This window comes from Variovorax sp. IB41 (genome assembly GCF_016405905.1).
In the GTDB taxonomy this organism is placed as follows: Bacteria; Pseudomonadota; Gammaproteobacteria; order Burkholderiales; family Burkholderiaceae_C; genus Variovorax.
Genome location: NZ_JAEFCB010000023.1, coordinates 1 through 18,957 on the forward strand (window position 1 = coordinate 1; position 18,957 = coordinate 18,957).

The following is an 18,957-nucleotide window of genomic DNA, read 5'->3' on the forward strand; positions in this document are numbered from 1 at the left end:
GATGATAGTGCGGGTTCCCGTGTGAAAGTAGGTCATCGTCAGGCTCTTACAGCCCGGAAAACCCCAGTCAGATTACTGACTGGGGTTTTTTGCTTTGGGGAATCGGAAAGTAAATAAAAAGCGCGGACATCTTAGATGGCGCGCTTTTTCTTATTCGGAGAAGCCGGATTCAGGTATTGCGAATACCCAAGGAGTCCATCTCCGCTGCACCAGCGGCAATCAATTCGCCCAAGATATCTTCGGTCAATTGATCCAACGCCTCGTCAGCAAAGAAACGAAGACGAATAGCGTCCAGGTAAGGTGTGCTTCGAAGCCACGCCGACCAGTCCTCGCGCGAGATGTGCTGCACTTCCAGCAGCTTGAACTTCATCAACACCTTGATCGCATGCCGCGCATGCTTCACCGGATCGCGCTGCAGCCCAGCCAGACGACGACGCGCAGTGATCAGCGCACCGTCGACGTCGTTGAACACTCGGCCGTGCCCAGGAATCACCCGCAACGGCGCAAGCTCCTCAATGCAATCGAGCGTCGCCGCGATATCGCCAAAAGACGGCTCCCCCGCCAGTTCGGGAAATGCAACACCAAAACCGTTCTCCCATAACGCGTCGGCCGAGATCAGCGTCCGCGAAGCCGGATCGAACAGAATGATCGAGTGCGGATCATGGCCTGGCGCACCGTGGACTTCCCACGCGCTGTCACCAAGCTGGCACTCCGTCCCCGGCCGCAGCAATCCGGTGAACCGAAAGCGAGGACAGACCTGCCCGGTCGCAAGAAAACTCAAGGCGCTCTCGTCCCATCGCTCCACCAGCGCCGCTTCCCCTGGGGGAATATCCGTTCGAAGTGCCGGATAGCGCTGCTGCAACGCCGCGTTCCCGCCGCAATGGTCGCTGTGCAGATGCGTATTCAGCACGCGGTCCAGCGGCCGGGAGCCCAGCGCCGACTCGACCAGCGCCAACGTCTGCTCGGCATGCGTGGCATAGCCGGTGTCGACCAGCGCGGTCTCGTCCGCCCCGACGAACAGGATGTTGTTCGACGACAGCCACCCGCGCTCGAACACGACGACATTCGCCGGCAAGCCGGCGCTCGCCGCGGCCTGGTTCATTCAGGCACCCGCACTGGTGCGAAGCTCGCGCCGCAGGATCTTCCCGACATTCGTCTTCGGCAGCGAATCGCGAAACTCGATGTGCTTGGGCCGCTTGTAGCCAGTGAGTTGCCCGTTGCAGTACTGCAGCACCGCGTCTTCGGTCAGGTTCGGGTCCCTGCGCACCACGAAGACCTTGATCGCCTCGCCCTGCTTCTCGTCGGGAACGCCCACCGCCGCGCATTCGACAACACCGGGGCACAGCGAAATCACGTTCTCCAACTCGTTCGGGAACACGTTGAAGCCGCTCACCAGGATCATGTCCTTCTTGCGATCGACGATGCGGCTGTAGCCATCTTCCTGCATCACGGCGATATCGCCCGTCCGCATGAAGCCATCGGCGGTGAACGCGGCAGCGGTCTCCGCGGGCTGGTTGTAGTAGCCCGTCATCACGTTCGGGCCCTTGATGCACAGCTCGCCCGATTCGCCCACCGGCATCGAGTTGCCGTCGTCGTCCTTGATCGCGATCTCGATGCTCGGCAGCGGCAACCCGATCGTCCCGGTGAATTTGGTGTTCGACACCGGGTTGTTCGTGCCGATCGCGCAGGTCTCGCTCATGCCCCAGCCTTCGATCATCGGACAGCCCGTCGCCTCGAACCACTTGCGCGCCGTGCCTTCCGATGCGGCCATGCCGCCCGCCTGCGAGACGAACAGCGTCGAGAAATCGATCGACTTGAACTCCGGATGCATCAAGAGCGCATTGAACAGCGTGTTCACCGCCGGCAGCATGTGGAACGGCCGCTTCTTGAGCACCGCGATGAACTTGTCGAAGTCGCGTGGGTTCGGGATCAGCGTCATGTGCGAGCCCTGGCGGATCACCAGCAGGCACAGCGTCAGCGCGAAGATGTGATACAGCGGCAGCGCCGCGATGCTGTTGACCTTCGCGAGGTCGCCGGCGCGAGACAGCGCCGGCGTGAACCACGCCTCGGCCTGCAGCGTCGCCGCGACGATGTTGCGGTGCGTGAGCACCGCGCCCTTCGACAGGCCGGTCGTACCGCCGGTGTACTGCAGGAAGGCGATCGAATCGAGCGTGCTCTGGTCCGCCGCCAGCGTGCGCCCGCGGCCTTCGGCGATGGCTTGCGTGAACGGCGTCACCGTGCGCCCGTCGCTCAGCGGCAGCTTGTACGGCGGCACCATCTTGGCCAGGTGGCGCACGGCGATCGTGATCCACGCGCCATACAGGCCGCCGAGCAGATCGCCCATCGAGGTCATCACCACGTGCTTGACCGGCGTGCGCTCGATCACCTGCTCCAGCGTGGACGCGAAGTTCTCGAGGATGACGATCGCCGTCGCGCCCGAGTCCTTGAGCTGGTGCTCCAGTTCGCGCGCGGTGTAGAGCGGATTCACGTTCACGCAGGTATAGCCCGCGCGCAGGATGCCGCACATCGTCACCGCGAACTGCGGAATATTGGGCAGCATGATCGCCACGCGCGCCCCGGGCTCCAGCCCCTTCGATTGCAGCCAGGCACCCAGCGCCTTGGACAGCACATCGAGCTCGCCGTAGTTCATCCAGCGCTCCATGCAGACCGAGAACGGCCGGTCCTTGTAGCGACCGAACGCCTCCTCGAACATGTGGGGCAGTGACCGGTATTGCTCGGGATCGATCTCCTGAGGCACACCGGCCGGATAGTTCTGTCGCGCGGATGTCTGCATGCAAGCTCCTTTGGCGCGGATTGTGGGAGCCAGGTGCTCCCAGCCGCCAGCGGGCTTGTCCTAGGGTGCCTGCGCGCGCTGTCGCGCAGGCGATAGATCACGACCGTGCGTCAGGCCTTGCCGGTCTCGCCCGGCAGCAGCACGCCGGGCTCGATGTCGGCCTGGACCTCCAGCGCCTCGTAGATCGGCGTGAAGTCCGGCGCCGTGAGATCGAAGAGCTGCGCGAAGTCTTCGATCACGAAGTAGTTGCTCTGGTAGGTGTCGATCTTGTAGCGCGTGCGCATGGCGCGCAGCAGGTCGAGCGGCAGCCGGCGCGGCTCGTCGCTGAGCACCGCGTGCTGGAGCTCGCCCACCGAGCTCAGAATGCCGGCGCCGTAGGCGCGCAGTCCGTCCGGCTGGCGGATCAGGCCGAACTCCACCGTGTACCAGTACAGCCGCGAGAGCTTCTCGCCCGCGCCCAGCTCGTGCGCCTTGATGCCGCCCGCGCCATAGCGCTGCACGTAGTCGGCGAAGGTCGGATCGAACAGCATCGGCACATGGCCGAAGAGGTCGTGGAACACGTCGGGCTCGACGATGTAGTTGAACTCCTCGGGCTTGCGGATCCAGTCGGTCACCGGGAACTTGCGGTTCGCCAGCAGCGTGAAGAACGGCAGCTCCGGAATCAGCCCCGGCACCGCGACGATCTCCCAGCCCGTGGCCTTGTGCAGCCGCTCGTTGATTTCGTCGAAGTGCGGGATGCGGTCCTTCACGCCCAGCGAAGGCAGTGCGTGGATGAACGCATCGCAGGCCAGGCCCGGCAACTGCGCAGCCTGCCGCTCGTAGAGCCGCCTGTAGGTGTCGTGGTCGGCCGCCGTGTAGCTGGCCCAGTCCTGCGGGCAGGTGTAGTCGGCCTGCACCGAGCCCCCGCGCGAGTAGTCGCCGCGCGGCGGGCGATCGGAGGCGCCATAGACGGCGGGAATGACAACGGCGGCGGGGGTATCCATGGGAATCGTGTTTCTCGGGTTATTTGAGCCAGCGGTCCATCGTGCGCTGGAAGTCGCCGCCGGCCTGCTGCAGGTGCAGCCACTGGTCTACGTACGACTTGAAGGCCACGTCGTCGCGCGGCAGCATCCAGGCCATCTCGCCGTACTGCAGCGGCTTGTCGGGGTTCACCGCGCACAGGCCCGGCTTGAGCTTCTGCTGCGTGATGGCCTCGGCCGCCTCGGTGACGAACACGTCGGCGCGGTTGGCCAGGATCTCGTCGAAGATCGTCACGTTTTCGCCGTGCAGCGTGAGCTTGGCCTGCTTGAAGTTGGTGCGGGCGAAGCGCTCGTTGCTGCCGCCCGGATTGAAGATGACGCGCGTCGAAGGCTGGTCGATCGCCGCGACGCTCTGGTACTTGGCCACGTCGGCGCAGCGCGCGATCGGCGTCTTGCCGTTGACCATGTAGGGCGCGCTGAAGAACGCGCGCTTTTGCCGGTCGGTGGTGACCGACACGCCGCCCACGGCGATGTCGCACTTGCCCGCTGCCAGGTCCGGCAGCAGGTTGGCCCAGGTGGTCTTGATCCACTCGGGCTTGGCGCCCAGGCTCGCGCTGAAGCCCGTCATCAGGTCGACGTCGATGCCTTCGAACGAGGCATCGGTCTTCTGGAAGCTGAAGGGCTTGTAGTCGCCCGGCGTGCAGATGCGCAGCACGGCGGCCTTCTGCACCGCGTCCAGGTGCGAAGCTGCCGTGGCCGCGGGCGTGGCCGCCGGCGCCATCGCGCAACCCGAGAGAACGGCGGCAGCCGCCGCGATGAAGGTCAAACCGATCGAAGACGTGCTGCTGCGCATGCTGGCTCCTGATGAACAAGGGCGGTTGAAGGGGCCCTTATTTTGCGGCGGTCAGCACGCCGCGGCGCATCTGGTCGAGCTCGATGCTCTCGAACAGCGCCTTGAAGTTGCCGTTGCCGAAGCCGTCGTCGCCCTTGCGCTGGATGAACTCGAAGAAGATCGGGCCCAGCTGGTTCTCGCTGAAGATCTGCAGCAGCAGCGCGTCCTTCTTGCCGTCGATCAGGATCTTGCGCTTCTTCAGCTCGGCCACGCTCTCGCCGTGCTCGGGGATGCGCTTGTCGACCAGCTCGTAGTACGTGTCGATGGTGTCCAGCAGCACGACGCCCTTGGCGCGCATCGCATCGACGGTGTCGTACAGGTTGTCCGAGCCCATCGCGATGTGCTGGATGCCCTCGCCCTTGTACATGTCCAGGTACTCCTGGATCTGGCCGGCCTGCTCCTTGCCCTCTTCGTTGATCGGGATGCGGATCTTGCCGCAGGGGCTGGTCATGGCCTTGCTCTTCACGCCCGTCACCTGGCCTTCGATGTCGAAGTACTTGATCTCGCGGAAGTTGAAGAGCTTCTCGTAGAAGCCGGCCCACACGTTCATGCGGCCGCGGTACACGTTGTGCGTCAGGTGGTCGACGTAGGTGAGGCCATTGCCCACCGGCGACAGCGCCTGCTGCGGCGACACGCCCGGCAGCGCCTCGAAGTCCACGTCGTAGAAGCCGATGTTGCCGATGTCGCCCGGCTGCGCGCCGTTCTTGCCGGGCCAGCGGTCCACCAGGTAGATCAGGCTGTCGCCCACGCCCTTGATGGCGGGGATGTTCAGTTCGCCCGGGCCGGCCTTGTCGGCGAAGCCCCAGGCGCCCAGCGCGGTGGCGCGCTCGTAGGCCTGCTTGGCGTCCTGCACGCGAAAGGCGATGGCGCAGACGCTCGGGCCGTGCTCGCGCGCAAAGCGCTGCGCGAACGAATCGGGCTCGGCATTCAGGATGAAGTTGATCGTGCCCTGGCGGTACAGCAGCACGTTCTTGTGGCGGTGCTTGGCCACGGCCGTGAAGCCCATGCGCTCGAACACCTTGCCCATGGCGACCGGGTCCGGTGCCGCGTATTCGATGAATTCGAAGCCGTCGGTGCCCATGGGGTTCTCCCAAGGGGTGAAGGCGGGTGCGTCGGCTTGGCTCATGTGCGGTCTCCAGAAAGTGGGGGATCGAATAGGTAAGGGATAGGCGAAAAACGCCAGTGCTGCAATGTAGGTTGGATGCCGCTCAAGTTTTCAGCGTTGTTGGGCGCGTTGGATGGCAAATGCGCAGTAAAACTGCAAAAATAGAAGAATGGAAGCACTCGACAAGATAGATCGGCTCATTTTGCGCACGCTGCAAGCAGACGGGCGCGCAACTTACGACCAGCTCGCCGAGCAGGTCAGCCTGTCGCCCAGCGCGGTGCTGCGGCGGGTCAAGCGCCTGGAAGAGAGCGGGGTCATCGACCGCTACGTGGCCCTCGTGCGTCCCGAGGTCATCGGCCTGGGCCTCACGGCCTACCTGAACGTGCGGCTCGAAAAGCACACCGAGACCCACAAGCGCAACCCGATGGACCTGTTCCGCGCCAGCGTGCAGACCTGGCCCGAGGTGGTCGAATGCGCGGCCCTCACGGGCGACATGGACTACCTGTTGCGCGTGGTGGTGGCCGACATGGCGCACTACAGCCGCTTCATCATGGACACCCTGCTCAAGCACCCCAGCGTGGAAGACTGCAAGACCAGCTTCGTGCTGGACCGTGTCAAGGCCACAACGGCTGTTCCCGTTTAGCCACACAAGGTTGCTCGGGCGCCACGGGCTTTGGTATTGGGTCACGAATGTGTCCCAGAAGTGTCCTTGCGGGCTTGTTGATTAAGGGAAAACCCTTACATTCAACCCATGCTTACCGCCAAGACCCTTCTCAAAGCGTCTCTCGGCCTCGGCTCTTTCCTGAAAGCGCCGATGGTTGAGACCCAGCCACGCGCCGTCTCGTCGCCCCAGCCCGTCATGGTGCCGATCCGCTCGATCGGCCCCCGCGAGCGGGAGCGCATCGCGCAGCATCTCTTTGCGCTCACCCCCCACGACCGGTACCTGCGCTTCGGCTACGCCGCGGCCGACGAGCAGATCCAGCGCTACGTGGACAACCTGGATTTCGAGCGCGACGAGATGTTCGGCATCTACAACCGCCGTCTCGAACTCATCGCGATGTCCCACCTGGCCTTCGCGCCCGGCGACCAGCACAGCGACTGCGCCGAATTCGGCGTCTCGGTCTCGGCGCACGCCCGTGGCCGCGGCTACGGCGCGCGCCTTTTCGAGCGCGCGGTGGTCGTGGCCCGCAACGAAGGCGTGGGCATGCTCTTCATCCATGCGCTGAGCGAAAACGCCGCCATGCTCAAGATCGCCCGCAACGCCGGCGCCACCGTAGTGCGCAGCGGCGCCGAAGCCGAAGCGCATCTGCAGCTGCCTGAGGCCACCTTCGACAGCCGCATGAGTGAAATCGCCCTGGAGCACTACGCCGCGGTCGACTTCGCGCTCAAGAGCCGCGCCAAGCAGTTCTGGGCCTTCCTGGCCAGCCTGCAGGAAGTGCGCAGCGGCATGAGAGACGCCCGACGTAAATCTGCGCCTTGAGCGTCCCCAAGGCCAATGAAACGGCCTGTGACGCCTGTGCGGTAGAGCGTGTCACACGCAATCCGTTATCCTTGCCTCTCTTCAACTACGCCCTCCCGCAGTGGCCGAACCTCACCCTGAACGCGCACCCGTAGAACGGGAAGACAAGCGCGGCTTCCTCCAGAAGCTTGCCGAATTCATCCACCCCGGACCCGACTCGCGCGACGAGTTGATCGAAACCTTGGCGGACGCCGAGGACAACGAGGTGATCGGCGCCGAGTCGCGCGTGATGCTCGAAGGCGTGCTGCGCATGGCCGACATGACCGCCGGCGACGTCATGGTCGCCGCGCCGCGCATGGATGCCATCAACATCGATGCGCCCTTCGATGCGCTGCTGCACCTCATCATCGACACGGCGCACTCGCGCTTCCCGGTGTACGAGGGCGAAAAAGAAAACATCATCGGCATCCTGCTCGCCAAGGACCTGCTCAAGCTGCAGCGCGCGCCGGGCCTGAACATCCGCGCGCTGCTGCGTCCGGCCACCTTCGTGCCCGAGAGCAAGGGCCTGAACGACCTCCTGCGCGAATTCCGCGGCAACCGCAACCACCTGGCCATCGTCATCGACGAGTTCGGCCGCGTGGCCGGCCTCATCACCATCGAGGACGTGCTCGAGCAGATCGTGGGCGAGATCGAGGACGAGTTCGACATCGCCGAGGACGAGGGCGACATCTTCGGCCTGGCCGACCACACCTACCGCGTCTCGGGCGACACGCCCATCGAGCGCGTGGCCGAGGCCTTCGGCATCGTGTTCGACGAAGAGCAGCTCTCCGAAGACTTCGACACCATCGGCGGCCTCATCGCCCACGAGATGGGCCACGTGCCCAAGCGCGGCGAACACCATGCGATGGGCGGCTTCGACTTCGTGGTGCTGCACACCAAGGGCGGCGCGGTGCGCTGGTTCAAGGTGTCGCCGGCGCGCGGCGGCGACGCGGCCGACTGATGCCGCTGCCTCAAGCAGCGACGGCGCGCCCCTCTCACGCCTTGCGCGCCTCCCCCGCGGTTGCCCGGTTTCGACTGCCCGGCCTCGTGCTGGCCGGAATGGCCCAGGCGCTGTCGATCGCCTGGCCGCTCGACGGCAGGCCGCTGTGGTGGCTTCAACTCCTTTCGATGGGCGCCCTGGTCTGGCTGCTCGGCAGCCTGCGCGCCGAGGGCGCCGGGTGGCGCCGCGCCGGCCTTCACGCCTGGCTCTTCTCGACCACCTGGCTTACCGGCAGCTTCTGGTGGCTCTTCATCTCGATGCACACCTACGGCGGCATGCCGGCGCCGCTCGCGGCCATTGCCGTGCTCGCGCTCGCGGCGGCACTCGGGCTGTACTACGCCGTCGCGGCCGCATGGTTCGTGGTGCGCGGGCCGAAGGGGCGCATCACTGGCGCGCTGGTCTTTGCCGCACTCTGGACGCTCGCCGAGCTCGTGCGCGGCAGCTGGTTCACCGGCTTTCCGTGGGGCGCCAGCGGCTATGCGCACGTCGAAGGTCCACTGGCCGCGTGGGCGCCGTGGATCGGCGTCTATGGCATCGGCGCTGTCGCCGCGTTCGCGATGGCGCTCATCGCGCTGCTGTCCCTGTCACGCATTACCGAAGCCGTCGGGGCACTGGTGCTGGTCGCGCTCGTGTTCGCATTCCCGCACATCACGCCGTCACTGCGCGGCGCCAGCACCGGCAGCCTCCAGGTCGCGCTCCTGCAAGGCAACATCCCGCAAGACGAGAAATTCATTCCCGGCGGCGGCATCGAGACCGCCCTGCGCTGGTACGGCGAACAACTGCGCGACGCCAAGGCCTCGCTCGTCGTCACGCCCGAAACCGCCGTGCCCCTGCTGCCGCAGCAATTGCCGGCCGGCTACCTAGAAGCGATCGAGGCGCGCTACAGCAGCGGCACGCAGGCCGCCATCGTCGGCCTCCCGCTGGGCGACCGCGCCGGCTACAGCAACGCGGTGCTCGGCTTCCAGCCCGGTGCCACGCAGCCGTACCGGTACAGCAAGCACCACCTCGTGCCCTTCGGCGAATTCATTCCGCCGGGCTTTCGCTGGTTCATCCAGATGATGAACATCCCGCTCGGCGACTTCCAGCGCGGCGGCCTCGCGCAGGCGCCGTTCGTCTGGCAGGGCCAGCGCATCGCGCCCAACATCTGCTACGAAGACTTGTTCGGCGACGAGATCGGCGCGAACTTCCGCGACGCGGCGAGCGCGCCCACCATCCTGCTCAACGTGAGCAACATCGCGTGGTTCGGCGACTCGGTCGCCATCGACGAGCACCTGGCCATCTCGCGCATGCGTTCGCTCGAATTCGCGCGGCCGATGGTGCGCGCCACGAACACGGGCGCCACCGTCGTCATCGATGCCGAAGGCCGCGTGACGCACCAGCTGCCGCGCCTCACGCGCGGCGTGCTCGAAGCCACGGTCGAAGGCCGCACCGGGCTCACGCCTTATGCGCGCTGGGTGGCGCCGTTCGGCCTGTGGCCGCTGTGGATCGCGATGCTCGCGGTCGTCGCCATCGCCTTCGCGATGGGCCGCCGCCAGCGCTGAGCGCCTTCAGCTCGCGGGCCGCACCGGCCAGTCGCGCAGCTTGCCCGGGTTCAGCAAACCCATCGGATCGAAGCGCTGCTTCACCGCGATGATCTCGGGCGGCAGCGGCCCGCCCGCCTTGCCGTCTTCCACGATGTTCACGTGCGGGTTGTTGATGTGCACATGGTGCGCGCGGTGGATGTCGATGATCTCCGCGAGCCGCGCCTCGGTGCTGAAACGCACCAGCTGCAGCCCGCTGCACGTCATGAGCCCCGCGACGTTGCGGATGAACTCGACGTGCATCATCACCTCGCCGCCCAGCAGTTTTTCCATCTCGACGATCTGCTCGACGTGCCTGCCGGGGATGAACCCGCTCTGCAGATAGGTCAGCGTGGGGTCCACCTTCAGCGCATGCAGCGTCGTGTGGTTCCAGGTGAATTCCATCAGCGTGCGGTTGCTCTTCTGCACCTCGGCCGCGGTCTTGCGATAGCCCACGGTGCCGCCGTGCGCCTCTGCCAGTTGCAGCAGCGCCGGCTCGCACGATTCGGCGACCAGCGACAGCACCGTGTGGCAACCCTTGGGCAGGTGCGCCGCGAGCTGCGCGAGGTGATCGGAGATGGGCGCCGCGAAGAATGCGATCTCGCGCTTCACGATGCCCGGCCCGTTCGCGAGCTTGTCGGCGAAGTGCAGCGCGTTCTCGAAACTGTCGAAAGTCACCAGCGTCTCGAGCCACGGATGCGCGGGCGCGAGCGCCACCTCCAGCTCCAGCACGAGCCCGTTGGTGCCCCACAGGTGGTGCATGCGCATCGCCTCGGCGCCGCGAAGCTCGACGATCTGCGGCTCAGGCTCGATCGTCATCGCGCGGATGCCGAGCACGTTGCCGGGCGCGCCGAGCGGCCCGTAGTTAATCGAGCCCACGCCGCCGAAGCCGCCGCCGAACAGGCCACCGAGCGTCGCGCTGCGGTAGGTGGACGGCACGCAGCGCATCTCCTGCCTCGAGGGCTTCGTCTGTTTCTCCAGTTCGCCCAGGCGGATGCCGGCCTGCGCGCGCGCCACGCCGGGCTGCACCCACAGGCACGCGTTGTAGCCCGTCATGTCGAGCACCACGCCACCCGCGAGCGGCGTGGTCTGGCCGTAGTTGCCGGTGCCGCTGCCGCGAATGACGATCGGCACGCCGCGGCGCGCGCACGCACCCACGACGGCGCGGATCTCGTCCTCGCTGCGCGGCCGCACGACCACGTCGGCGCGCTTGTCTTTGAGCTGGCGATTCAGCACGGGGCTGAACCACGAGAAGTCCTGCGAGAGCCGCGTGACGCGCCCTTCGTCGGTGATCCAGTCGAGGTCGGGCAGTTCGAGCAGCAACTGCTCGATGGCGGAGGCGGGAGCGTTCATGGTCGTCGTCAATTCGTCAATTCGTCAATGTCAGCAATGTCAATCTTGGGAAAGTTCGCTCGCATGCCACGAGCCCAGCGCCACCTTGGTGAGCCAGGCCATCAGCACGAAGAGCGCCACGCCGGTCAGCGAGATCAGCAAGAGCGCCGCGAACATGCGCGGAATGTTCAGCTGGAAGCCCGCCTGCAGAATCTGGTACGCGAGCCCCGCGCCCGAGCCGCCGGTGCCCGCGACGAACTCCGCCACCACCGCGCCGATCAGCGCGAGGCCGCTGGAGATGCGCAGCCCGCCGAAGAAATACGGCAGCGCGCTCGGAATGCGCAAGCGCACCAGCTGCTGCCAGCGCGTCGCGCGGTTCAGCTTGAAATAGCTCTGCAGATCGGGGTCAATGCTGCGCAGCCCCAGCGTCGTGTTGCTGATGATCGGGAACAGCGCCACCAGCGCCGCGCACACCGTCATCGCCGCCACCGGGTTCTTCACCCAGATGATGATGAGCGGTGCCACCGCGACGATGGGCGTCACCTGCAAGAGCACCGCATACGGAAAGAGCGCGGTCTCGATGCGCTTGCTCTGCACGAAGAGAAACGAGATCAGCACGCCCGCCACCGTCGCCAGCGCGAACGACAGCACGGTGATCTTGAGCGTGACCAGGAGCGCGTTGCCCAGCGGCGCCCAGTCGGTCACCAGCGTCTGCATCATGAGGTAAGGCGAGGGCACGAGATAGGGCGGCAGCTCCATCGCCACCACCATCCACTGCCAGAGCGCGACCAGCACCACGCCGATCAGCACCGGGTACAGCACGCGCTGCACGCGCGGTTGATTCAGGAGCGGCGTGCGCTTCATCGCGCGTGCTCCTCGTCGCCCTGGCTCGCGCGCAGCAGGCTGTCCTGCAGCCGCTTCGCATACTTCGCGAACTCGGGCGTCACCATGAAATCGGCGCTGCGCGGATAGGGCTCATCGATCTGGAACTGCTCCACCACGCGGCCAGGGCGCGCGGCCATCATCACCACGCGGCTCGACAGGAACACGGCCTCATGGATCGAGTGCGTCACGAAGATCACCGTGAGCTTCTTCTTGCGCCAGAGCTCCAGCAGGTCGGCATCGAGCCTGTGGCGCGTGATCTCGTCGAGCGCGCCGAAGGGCTCGTCCATCAGGAGCAGGTCGGGCTGCGTGACCAGCCCGCGCGCGATCGACACGCGCATCTGCATGCCGCCCGAGAGCGCACGCGGCAGCGCGCCGGCGAACTTCTCGAGGCCCACGAGCGCGAGCGATTCCGTCACACGCGCATCGGCCTCCTTGCGAGGCACGCCGGCCAGGTCCAGCGGCAGCCGCACATTGGTCTGCACGCTGGCCCACGGCATCAGCGTGGGCGACTGGAACACGAAGGACATGCGCCGCGCGCTGTCGTGCAACTGGCTCACGGGCTTGCGCCACACCAGGAGGCGCCCGTCGGTCGGCTCCAGCATGCCCGCCACCATCTTGAGCAGCGTGCTCTTGCCGCAGCCCGAGGGCCCGAGCAGCGTGACGAACTCGCCTTCGGCGATCGACAGGTCCACCGGCAGCAGCGCCTGCGTGCCGTTGGGGTAGGTCTTCTCGGCCGAGAGCACTTCCACCGCGGGCACGGCAGGCGCCACTGGCGGCGCGAGGGTGTGGGGTTCGATGCGATTCATGGCGCGGCGAAATTCAGGGCAGAACCTTGGCGTCTTTGACGAATTCAGTCGTGTACGTCTTGGCCAACTGGACCTTCGCGGGGTCGAGCAATTTCGAGGTCACGAGAAAGTCGTAGCTCGCCTTGGCACGCGCATCGGTCATCACGCCGATGCCCAGCTTGGCCGCGTCGCCGCCGGTGACCATGCCCATCTCCTTGAGCTTGGCCACGCTGTAGGCCAGCTGGTCGTCGGTCATGTTGGGGTTGTCCTTCTTGATGAGCGCGTTGGCCGGCGCCGGGTCGGCCAGGTAGCTCTTCCAGCCCTCGGCCGAGGCCTTCACGAACGCGGCGACCTGCTTGCTGCGGTCCTTCACCGTCTTCTCCATGCACGACACCGTGGTCGCATACGCGGGAAAGCCGTGGTCGCTGAACATCAGCACCGTGCTCTTCACGCCGGCCTTCTGGATGGCGTAGGGCTCCGACGTCAGGTAGCCCTGCTGCGCGGTGTTCTTGTCCGCCACGAAGGGCTGGATGTTGAAGGTGTAGGGGCGCGTCTGTTCGTCGGTGAGGCCGAACTTGGCCTTGAGCCACGGCCAGTAGCCGCGATTGGCCTGCGCGCCGATCAGCAGCGTCTTGCCCTTGAGGTCCTCGAACTTCTTCACGTCCTCGTGCGCGATCAGCACCTGCGGGTCCTTCTGGAAGAAGGCCGCGACGTTGACCACCGGCACGCCGCCTTCGCGCACCTGCATCATCTGGATGTCGCTCGAGCCCATGATGCAGTCGGCCTGGCCGGCCGCCATCATCTGCGTGATGTTGACCTGCGGGCCGCCCATCTTGATGGTCACGTCCAGCCCGTACTTCTTGTAGATGCCTTGCGCCACCGCCTGGTAGAAGCCGCCGTGCTCGGCCTGCGCGTACCAGTTGGTCATGTAGGTGAACTTGTCTTCCGCATGCGCGGGTGCGACCGCGGTGAACAGCGACAGCGCGGCGGCGCCGGCCAGGGAAAGAGCGAAGGAACGCATGGTGGGGACCTCTCGAAGGCTGGATGAAAAAGAAGAAAGCCGATGCAAGACGTGCGCCGCGCGCCTCAGGCGGGAGCGAACGACTGCTGGATGAAGCCCTGCTGGTGGCCGCGCTCCCAGGTGGGCTCCTCACGCACCACCCAGCGCAGCGCATGCAGCTCGGTCAGCGCCTGCACCCAGCTGTCGGAGAGCGTCTCCAGGATCTCGATGCCCTGCTCGCGCGTGGCGCTGGTCGGGTCGCCGATCACGCCGCTCGGTCCGAAGTCGCGCGCGGTCCAGGCGCAGGCCGGGCGGCCGTCGGCCGACAGCAGCTTGATCGGGAAGGGCGGCGGAAAGTTGGCCGCCGCGCGCTCCATGTGCACCGTGTCGGGCGCGAGCGCGAGCATCAGCGCGGTCTCCGAATGGCCGGCGTGCATCGACAAGCGCTTTTCCTGCTCGCTGATCTGCTTGCTCGACGCGTTCGGCAGGCGTGACACGCCGTGCGGCACCACCACGTAGTCGCCATGCCGAAGCCGCAGCTCGCGCGCCGCCATCTCCAGCACCTGCGGCTGGCCGCCGTGGCCGTTGGCGAACAGGAGCTTCCTGAAACCCGCGCGGTAGACCGACTCGCCGATCTCGGTCACCGTCGAGAGCAGCGTGGTGCCGGTGAGCGTCATCGTGCCGGGGAAGTGCAGGTGCTCTTCCGACTTGCCGTAGGTGATGGTGGGCAGCGCGAAGGCGCGCACCTCGGCGGGCAATTTCTCGAGCGCCCGGCCCATCACGCCCGAGGCGATCACGCTGTCGACCGAGCACGGCAGGTGCGGGCCGTGCTGCTCGATGGCGCCGCAGGGCAGCACGATGACCGTGTTCTCGCGGTCGGGGAGCGCCGCGATTTCGGTCCAGCTCAGGTAGGGCAGGAAGCGGTGGGGCGGGATGTAGCCGTGGAGCATGGGAGTCCTTGTTCTTTGCTTACTTGGGAAAGAAGGGCGTCGCGTCGCCGTGCGTCACGCGGCCGTCGCGCAGCACCACGCGGGTGGCGGCGCGCGAGGGCCAGCCGTGGCGGTCGGCCTGCGTGAAGAGCACGAGATCCGCTTTCGCGCCCACCAGCGTGGGCGCCGTCGTGGCGGGCGCGCGCTGCAGCCAGTCGCCGCGGCACAGCGCCTGCGACCAGGTGTCGAACGGTTCGTCGAGCTGCGCGACCAGCGCGGCCGTGCCCAGCGCTTCGACGGGGTCGAAGCTGCCGAGCCGGCAGAACGGGTCCTGCACGTTGTCGCTCGCGAACAAGAGCGGAATGCCGCGCTCGCGTGCTTCCTTCACGAGCGTGATGCCGCGCAGGCGCGGCGTGCGGCCCGTCACCGCGTCCTGCAGCAAGAGGTTGGTCGCGGGCAGCGAAACGACGGTGATCGGCGCGCGCGCCACCGCATCGAGCGTGGCGAGGGCCTCGGCCTCAGGCTGCGCCGCGAGCGCGCAGATGTGGCCGCAGACGACGCGGCCTTCGAAGCCGATCTCGCGCAGGATGCGCGCGGTGGTCTTGAGGCCGACGGCCGCGGCGTTGAGTTCCTCGTCGACATGCAGGTCGATGTCGAGGTCGCAGGCCTGCGCCGCATTCAGCAGGTTGCGCAGCGCGTTCTCGCTCCAGTTGGTCGAATGCACGAAGCCGCCGAGCAGCGCATGCGGCCCCGTGGCCTTCACCTGTTTCGCGAGGCGCAGCGCCTGCGCCGCGTCTTCGAACAGCGGCAGCTTGATGAGGCTCACCTGTTCCAGCCGAATCCGGCCCGCCCATTCCTCTGCGAGCTCGGCCAGCACCGGCCAGGCCAGCGGCACCGCATCGGGCTCCCACCAGTCGACGTGCGTGCGCACATGCGTGGTGCCGCATTCCCAGGCCCACTGCAGGCCACGCGCGGCGCGCTCGCGCACGTCGCCAGCGCTCCAGTGCACGCGGTCGGCCAGCATCGCATCGATGGCGCCGAGCAGGCCCGGCTGCACATGCTTCATGCGCGGCAGCGTGAAGGCCTTGTCCAGGTGCGTGTGCGCATCGACGAAGCCGGGGAGCACGAGGGTGCCGGCGAGGTCCCAGCTTTGGGGCGAGGGCGCGGCATCGTCGATGGGGCGCACCGACTGCACCCGCCCGGCGTCGAGCGCGAAGCGCGCGAGCACCGGCACGCCATCGCGCTGCGGCCAGTCGGCGGGCAGCAACCAGCGCGGCAAGCGCGCGTTGTCGAGCAGCACGGGCGCGTTCATGCGAAGCGCGCCATGGCCTGGCCCACGCGCGCCATGAAGCGCTTCAACTGGGGCTCGGTCGCCACGTTCATGTGGTAGTGGGCGTGGTAGTCCACGCGGGCGCGCTGCCCGGTGAGCCGCTTCATATAGCGCGTGACGATCTTGCGCGGCGGATCGCCCATGTACCAGGCCAGCCAGCGCGGCCGCCCGTAGGTGACCACGGCGCTGATGCGCGTGATGTGCGTGAGCATCGGCTTCACGTTCGCCGGATCGCTGATGTCGAAGGCCACGCCCGGCATGAAGAGCCGGTCGAAGTAGCCCTTGAGCATCGCGGGCAGCCCGAAGCACCACGTCGGAAAACAGAACACGATGCCCTCGGCCCAATGCAGCCGCTCGACATGCCGTTTGAGCGGCAGTTGGTTGGCCGGCACGTCGTGGTAGCCGAGCCGCTCCTCGCGCGAGAGCACCGGGTTGAAGCCCTCGGCGTACAGGTCGCAGTCGTCCACCTCGTGCCCGGCCGCACGCAGGTTCTTCAGCACCTCCTGGTGCAGGGCCGCATGGAAGCTGGTTTCGACCGGGTGGCAGTAGACGACGAGCACGCGCATGGTGTGTTTGACCGCTTAATCAGAGCAAGTGGTCAGGTTATGCAAGCGACGTGCCAGTCCGGATGCACCGGACTGGTGATTTCTCCTCGGATTGCGCTGTCAGGGCCCCGGCAGGCCCGGCCGGGTCAGCCTTCGAGCACTGGCGCGTCGCCCGACATGCCCAGGCTCCAGAGCCGCAGCGCCACGTGGATCTCCAGCGCCCGGCTCGCGTTGCCCCAGTGCCCCAGCAGTTCCTCCACGCTCGCCAGGCGCTGGCGCACGGTGTTGACGTGGATGCCCATGCGCGCGGCGGTCGTCTTCGCGTTCTGGTTGTTGTCGAAATAGGCCAAGAGCGTGGCGGTCAGTTCCGATCCGCGCTTCCTGTCATGGCCCATCACGGTGCCGATGGTCGCGTTCAGGAAGGTGTTCAGGCTCGCCTGGTCGTGCGTCTCGAACAGCACGGAGTACAGCGCCATCTCGTTCTGCCCGACGATGTTGCCGCGCATGCCCAGCCGCCCCAGCACTGACAGCGCGCGCCGCAGCGTCGCGTACAGCGCCGGCATCTCGGCGGGCGTGCGCACCGGCCGCGACAGCACGCCCCGGTAGGCGTCGCCGAGCTCGCTGCCGGCGAACGCGGTGAACTGGGCCAGCACGTCCTGCGCCTTCGTCGCGCCGCACACGATGACCAGCACCCCGTCGACCTCGTCCATCACGAGATCGGACAACGGCGCGCCCGCCCGCAGGCGCCGCGCCCAGAAGCCCGGCCGGGGCTGCTCCATCTCGACCACCATCAGCGAGATCGGCTGCGACAGGTCGAGGCCGAAGCGCTCGGCGCGGTCCTGCGTCAACGCGGGTTCGTCCTGCCGCGGCGAGATGAGCGTGTGCAGCAGCGCGGAGACGTCGCGGCTCTTGCTCGCCTCCACGCGTTCCTGCGACAGCAGTACGACGCCGATGACGCTCGAGCTGCGCTCGAAGGTGCGCAGCGAAATGTCGCGCAGGTCCTCCTGCCGGAAGAGCAGCACCGCGCCGAGCACGTCGTTGCCGCCGATCACCGCGATCGCGCGGCACAGTTCGCCACCCCGCGTGTAGGCGACGGCCGAGCGGCCGGCCTGGCGGCTTTCGCGCAGGGCCTGCGCGAGCGCGGCGCTGTGTTCATCGTGCGGCGCGTAGACATCGGCGGCCGTGCCGGCGTAGCCCGGCGCGGTGGCCCGGCCGATCACTTCGCTGGCTTCGTCGAGCACCAGCACGCTGCCGTTGAGGAGCTGCGCGACCGACTCGCACAGCGCGCCGAGCGATGCGCCCTTCGCGAGCAGCGAGGTCAGCTGCTCGTGCGCCTCGGCGGCCTCCTGCACGTCGCGCGCATGCCGCTCCAGTTCCGCGCGCGCGAGGTCCGCGTTCTCCAGCGCCGTCTTCGCTTCCGCGAAGGCCTTGGCGTTGTTGATGGCGACGGCCGCGTGCGTGGCGAGCGTGCAGAGGATCGACACGTTCAGCGCCGTGTGCGTGCGGTGGTAGCGGTCGGCCACGAAGAGCAGGCCGATCACGTTGTCGTCGCACATGAGCGGCGCGCCGACCAGCGCCGCGACGCCTTCGTCCCTGAAGGTGTCGTCCAGCGCGGGGTCGTGCGCGAAACGGTTGTCGTGCAGGTAGTCGGGCGTGAAGAAGGGCAGGCGCGTGGACATCACGATGCCCGCGACGCCCAGGTTCCTGCCGGCCGTCATCTTGCCGGTGCGGTCGGAGATGGCACCGTCGGCCACCACCACCTGGAACTCGCCGCTCGCCGCGTCGTAGATCGTGAGCCAGCACAGGTGCGCGCCCATCAGCTTGCGCGCGCGGCTCACGATGGCCTTGAGCAGGCCCGCGAGGTCCAGGCGGCTGGAGAGGTCCTGCGCCGACTCGATCACCGCGAGCATGCCGCGCTCGCGCTGTTCGTGGAGTTCGAGCCGGTTGCGCAGGGCCATCGCCATGCGCACCAGTTCCACCAGGCCCGACTTGCGCTGCAGCGCATCGGGCAGCGCCTCGACATGCGCGAGGCACGCGGCGAACTCTTCGGCGGAGGCGTTGCGGTGCAGGAGGCCGATCAGCTCGGGGGCGATCTCGTCGGCCGTCTGGCCCAGCGACGGGCCGATCGTTCGCTTTCGTTCTGGGGTCGGTGCCGGCATAGGGCGCGAAGGCTAGCAGAACGATGCGCGCATGGGCATGGGCCCAGGCCCTAGTTCCCGCGCGTGCGCGCCGCGCGCGCCATGGATCACATCGCGCGGGGCCCGGATGTGTGTCTGCCGCACATAGGTTTGCGCGGGCGCCTTCCGGACACTTGCCGTGCTGCACCGTTCACGAGACATCACGA

17 protein-coding genes are annotated in these 18,957 nt (G+C 67.0%); 4 read left to right on the top strand and 13 right to left on the bottom strand.

All coding sequences use genetic code 11. From position 1 onward, the window contains the following. Window positions 1-169: 169 nt before the first annotated feature. The 5 genes from JC881_RS27970 to hppD all read right to left on the bottom strand — a co-directional run bounded on the left by JC881_RS27970 (window position 170) and on the right by hppD (window position 5,771). Window positions 170-1,102, bottom strand: coding sequence for an MBL fold metallo-hydrolase (locus tag JC881_RS27970; protein ID WP_198788958.1), 933 nt, complete (start codon window positions 1,100-1,102; stop codon window positions 170-172). After that, the gene (locus JC881_RS27975; RefSeq protein ID WP_198788959.1) at window positions 1,103-2,794 is read right to left on the bottom strand and encodes an AMP-binding protein; all 1,692 of its coding nucleotides are present in this window, start codon (window positions 2,792-2,794) and stop codon (window positions 1,103-1,105) included. Between the two features lie 110 nt (window positions 2,795-2,904). Next, the gene (gene phhA, locus JC881_RS27980; RefSeq protein ID WP_198788960.1) at window positions 2,905-3,777 is read right to left on the bottom strand and encodes a phenylalanine 4-monooxygenase; all 873 of its coding nucleotides are present in this window, start codon (window positions 3,775-3,777) and stop codon (window positions 2,905-2,907) included. A gap of 19 nt (window positions 3,778-3,796) precedes the next feature. Next, window positions 3,797-4,606, bottom strand: coding sequence for a transporter substrate-binding domain-containing protein (locus tag JC881_RS27985; protein ID WP_198788961.1), 810 nt, complete (start codon window positions 4,604-4,606; stop codon window positions 3,797-3,799). Window positions 4,607-4,643: 37 nt separating this feature from the next. Then, complete coding sequence (hppD, locus tag JC881_RS27990; RefSeq protein ID WP_198788962.1) at window positions 4,644-5,771, bottom strand: 4-hydroxyphenylpyruvate dioxygenase; 1,128 nt, start codon at window positions 5,769-5,771, stop codon at window positions 4,644-4,646. Between the two features lie 148 nt (window positions 5,772-5,919). Here hppD and JC881_RS27995 point away from each other — a divergent pair, with 148 nt between their 5' ends. From JC881_RS27995 to lnt, 4 genes are all read left to right on the top strand, one after another. Beyond that, window positions 5,920-6,393 (top strand): Lrp/AsnC family transcriptional regulator, encoded by a 474-nt coding sequence (locus JC881_RS27995; protein WP_042581002.1) that lies wholly within the window; start codon window positions 5,920-5,922, stop codon window positions 6,391-6,393. Window positions 6,394-6,501: 108 nt separating this feature from the next. Further along, entirely contained in the window at window positions 6,502-7,230 is a 729-nt protein-coding gene (locus tag JC881_RS28000) for a GNAT family N-acetyltransferase (protein ID WP_198788963.1), read from the top strand. A 100-nt stretch (window positions 7,231-7,330) separates the two neighbouring features. Continuing rightward, on the top strand, window positions 7,331-8,209 hold the full coding sequence (locus tag JC881_RS28005; protein ID WP_042581004.1) for an HlyC/CorC family transporter: 879 nt from the start codon (window positions 7,331-7,333) through the stop codon (window positions 8,207-8,209). Next, a complete protein-coding gene (gene lnt / locus JC881_RS28010; protein WP_198788964.1) occupies window positions 8,209-9,789 on the top strand; it encodes an apolipoprotein N-acyltransferase in 1,581 nt (526 codons plus the stop codon). The genes JC881_RS28005 and lnt overlap by 1 nt, the downstream gene beginning before the upstream one ends. A gap of 6 nt (window positions 9,790-9,795) precedes the next feature. Here the strand turns inward: lnt and JC881_RS28015 are convergent, their stop codons facing one another. From JC881_RS28015 to JC881_RS28050, 8 genes are all read right to left on the bottom strand, one after another. Then, entirely contained in the window at window positions 9,796-11,160 is a 1,365-nt protein-coding gene (locus tag JC881_RS28015; RefSeq protein WP_198788965.1) for an FAD-binding oxidoreductase, read from the bottom strand. A gap of 39 nt (window positions 11,161-11,199) precedes the next feature. Beyond that, window positions 11,200-12,003: an ABC transporter permease gene (locus tag JC881_RS28020; RefSeq protein WP_198788966.1), complete on the bottom strand. Its 804-nt coding sequence runs from the start codon at window positions 12,001-12,003 to the stop codon at window positions 11,200-11,202. Continuing rightward, the gene (locus JC881_RS28025; protein WP_198788967.1) at window positions 12,000-12,830 is read right to left on the bottom strand and encodes an ABC transporter ATP-binding protein; all 831 of its coding nucleotides are present in this window, start codon (window positions 12,828-12,830) and stop codon (window positions 12,000-12,002) included. Before JC881_RS28025 ends, JC881_RS28020 begins: the two co-directional genes overlap by 4 nt. 13 nt (window positions 12,831-12,843) lie before the next feature. Then, entirely contained in the window at window positions 12,844-13,830 is a 987-nt protein-coding gene (locus tag JC881_RS28030; protein WP_198788968.1) for an ABC transporter substrate-binding protein, read from the bottom strand. Between the two features lie 65 nt (window positions 13,831-13,895). Then, window positions 13,896-14,759, bottom strand: a complete 864-nt coding sequence (locus JC881_RS28035; protein ID WP_198788969.1) for a creatininase family protein — start codon at window positions 14,757-14,759, stop codon at window positions 13,896-13,898. 19 nt (window positions 14,760-14,778) lie between these two features. Beyond that, window positions 14,779-16,050 carry an amidohydrolase family protein gene (locus JC881_RS28040; protein WP_198788970.1) on the bottom strand — a complete coding sequence of 424 codons (1,272 nt, stop codon included), beginning with the start codon at window positions 16,048-16,050 and terminating at the stop codon, window positions 14,779-14,781. Continuing rightward, on the bottom strand, window positions 16,047-16,634 hold the full coding sequence (locus JC881_RS28045; RefSeq protein WP_198788971.1) for an NAD(P)H-dependent oxidoreductase: 588 nt from the start codon (window positions 16,632-16,634) through the stop codon (window positions 16,047-16,049). The genes JC881_RS28040 and JC881_RS28045 overlap by 4 nt, the downstream gene beginning before the upstream one ends. 125 nt (window positions 16,635-16,759) lie before the next feature. Continuing rightward, window positions 16,760-18,772 carry a helix-turn-helix domain-containing protein gene (locus JC881_RS28050; RefSeq protein ID WP_198788972.1) on the bottom strand — a complete coding sequence of 671 codons (2,013 nt, stop codon included), beginning with the start codon at window positions 18,770-18,772 and terminating at the stop codon, window positions 16,760-16,762. Between the last annotated feature and the right edge of the window lie 185 nt (window positions 18,773-18,957).

Coding starts and splice junctions, on each gene's coding strand:
- JC881_RS28035 (WP_198788969.1), bottom strand. CDS start 14,759: ATGCTCCACGGCTACATCCCGCCCCACCGCTTCCTGCCCTACCTGAGC.
- JC881_RS28020 (WP_198788966.1), bottom strand. CDS start 12,003: ATGAAGCGCACGCCGCTCCTGAATCAACCGCGCGTGCAGCGCGTGCTG.
- JC881_RS27975 (WP_198788959.1), bottom strand. CDS start 2,794: ATGCAGACATCCGCGCGACAGAACTATCCGGCCGGTGTGCCTCAGGAG.
- JC881_RS28015 (WP_198788965.1), bottom strand. CDS start 11,160: ATGAACGCTCCCGCCTCCGCCATCGAGCAGTTGCTGCTCGAACTGCCC.
- JC881_RS28040 (WP_198788970.1), bottom strand. CDS start 16,050: ATGAACGCGCCCGTGCTGCTCGACAACGCGCGCTTGCCGCGCTGGTTG.
- JC881_RS28045 (WP_198788971.1), bottom strand. CDS start 16,634: ATGCGCGTGCTCGTCGTCTACTGCCACCCGGTCGAAACCAGCTTCCAT.
- phhA (WP_198788960.1), bottom strand. CDS start 3,777: ATGGATACCCCCGCCGCCGTTGTCATTCCCGCCGTCTATGGCGCCTCC.
- JC881_RS28025 (WP_198788967.1), bottom strand. CDS start 12,830: ATGAATCGCATCGAACCCCACACCCTCGCGCCGCCAGTGGCGCCTGCC.
- hppD (WP_198788962.1), bottom strand. CDS start 5,771: ATGAGCCAAGCCGACGCACCCGCCTTCACCCCTTGGGAGAACCCCATG.
- JC881_RS27985 (WP_198788961.1), bottom strand. CDS start 4,606: ATGCGCAGCAGCACGTCTTCGATCGGTTTGACCTTCATCGCGGCGGCT.
- JC881_RS28030 (WP_198788968.1), bottom strand. CDS start 13,830: ATGCGTTCCTTCGCTCTTTCCCTGGCCGGCGCCGCCGCGCTGTCGCTG.
- JC881_RS28000 (WP_198788963.1), top strand. CDS start 6,502: ATGCTTACCGCCAAGACCCTTCTCAAAGCGTCTCTCGGCCTCGGCTCT.
- JC881_RS27995 (WP_042581002.1), top strand. CDS start 5,920: ATGGAAGCACTCGACAAGATAGATCGGCTCATTTTGCGCACGCTGCAA.
- JC881_RS28050 (WP_198788972.1), bottom strand. CDS start 18,772: ATGCCGGCACCGACCCCAGAACGAAAGCGAACGATCGGCCCGTCGCTG.
- JC881_RS27970 (WP_198788958.1), bottom strand. CDS start 1,102: ATGAACCAGGCCGCGGCGAGCGCCGGCTTGCCGGCGAATGTCGTCGTG.
- lnt (WP_198788964.1), top strand. CDS start 8,209: ATGCCGCTGCCTCAAGCAGCGACGGCGCGCCCCTCTCACGCCTTGCGC.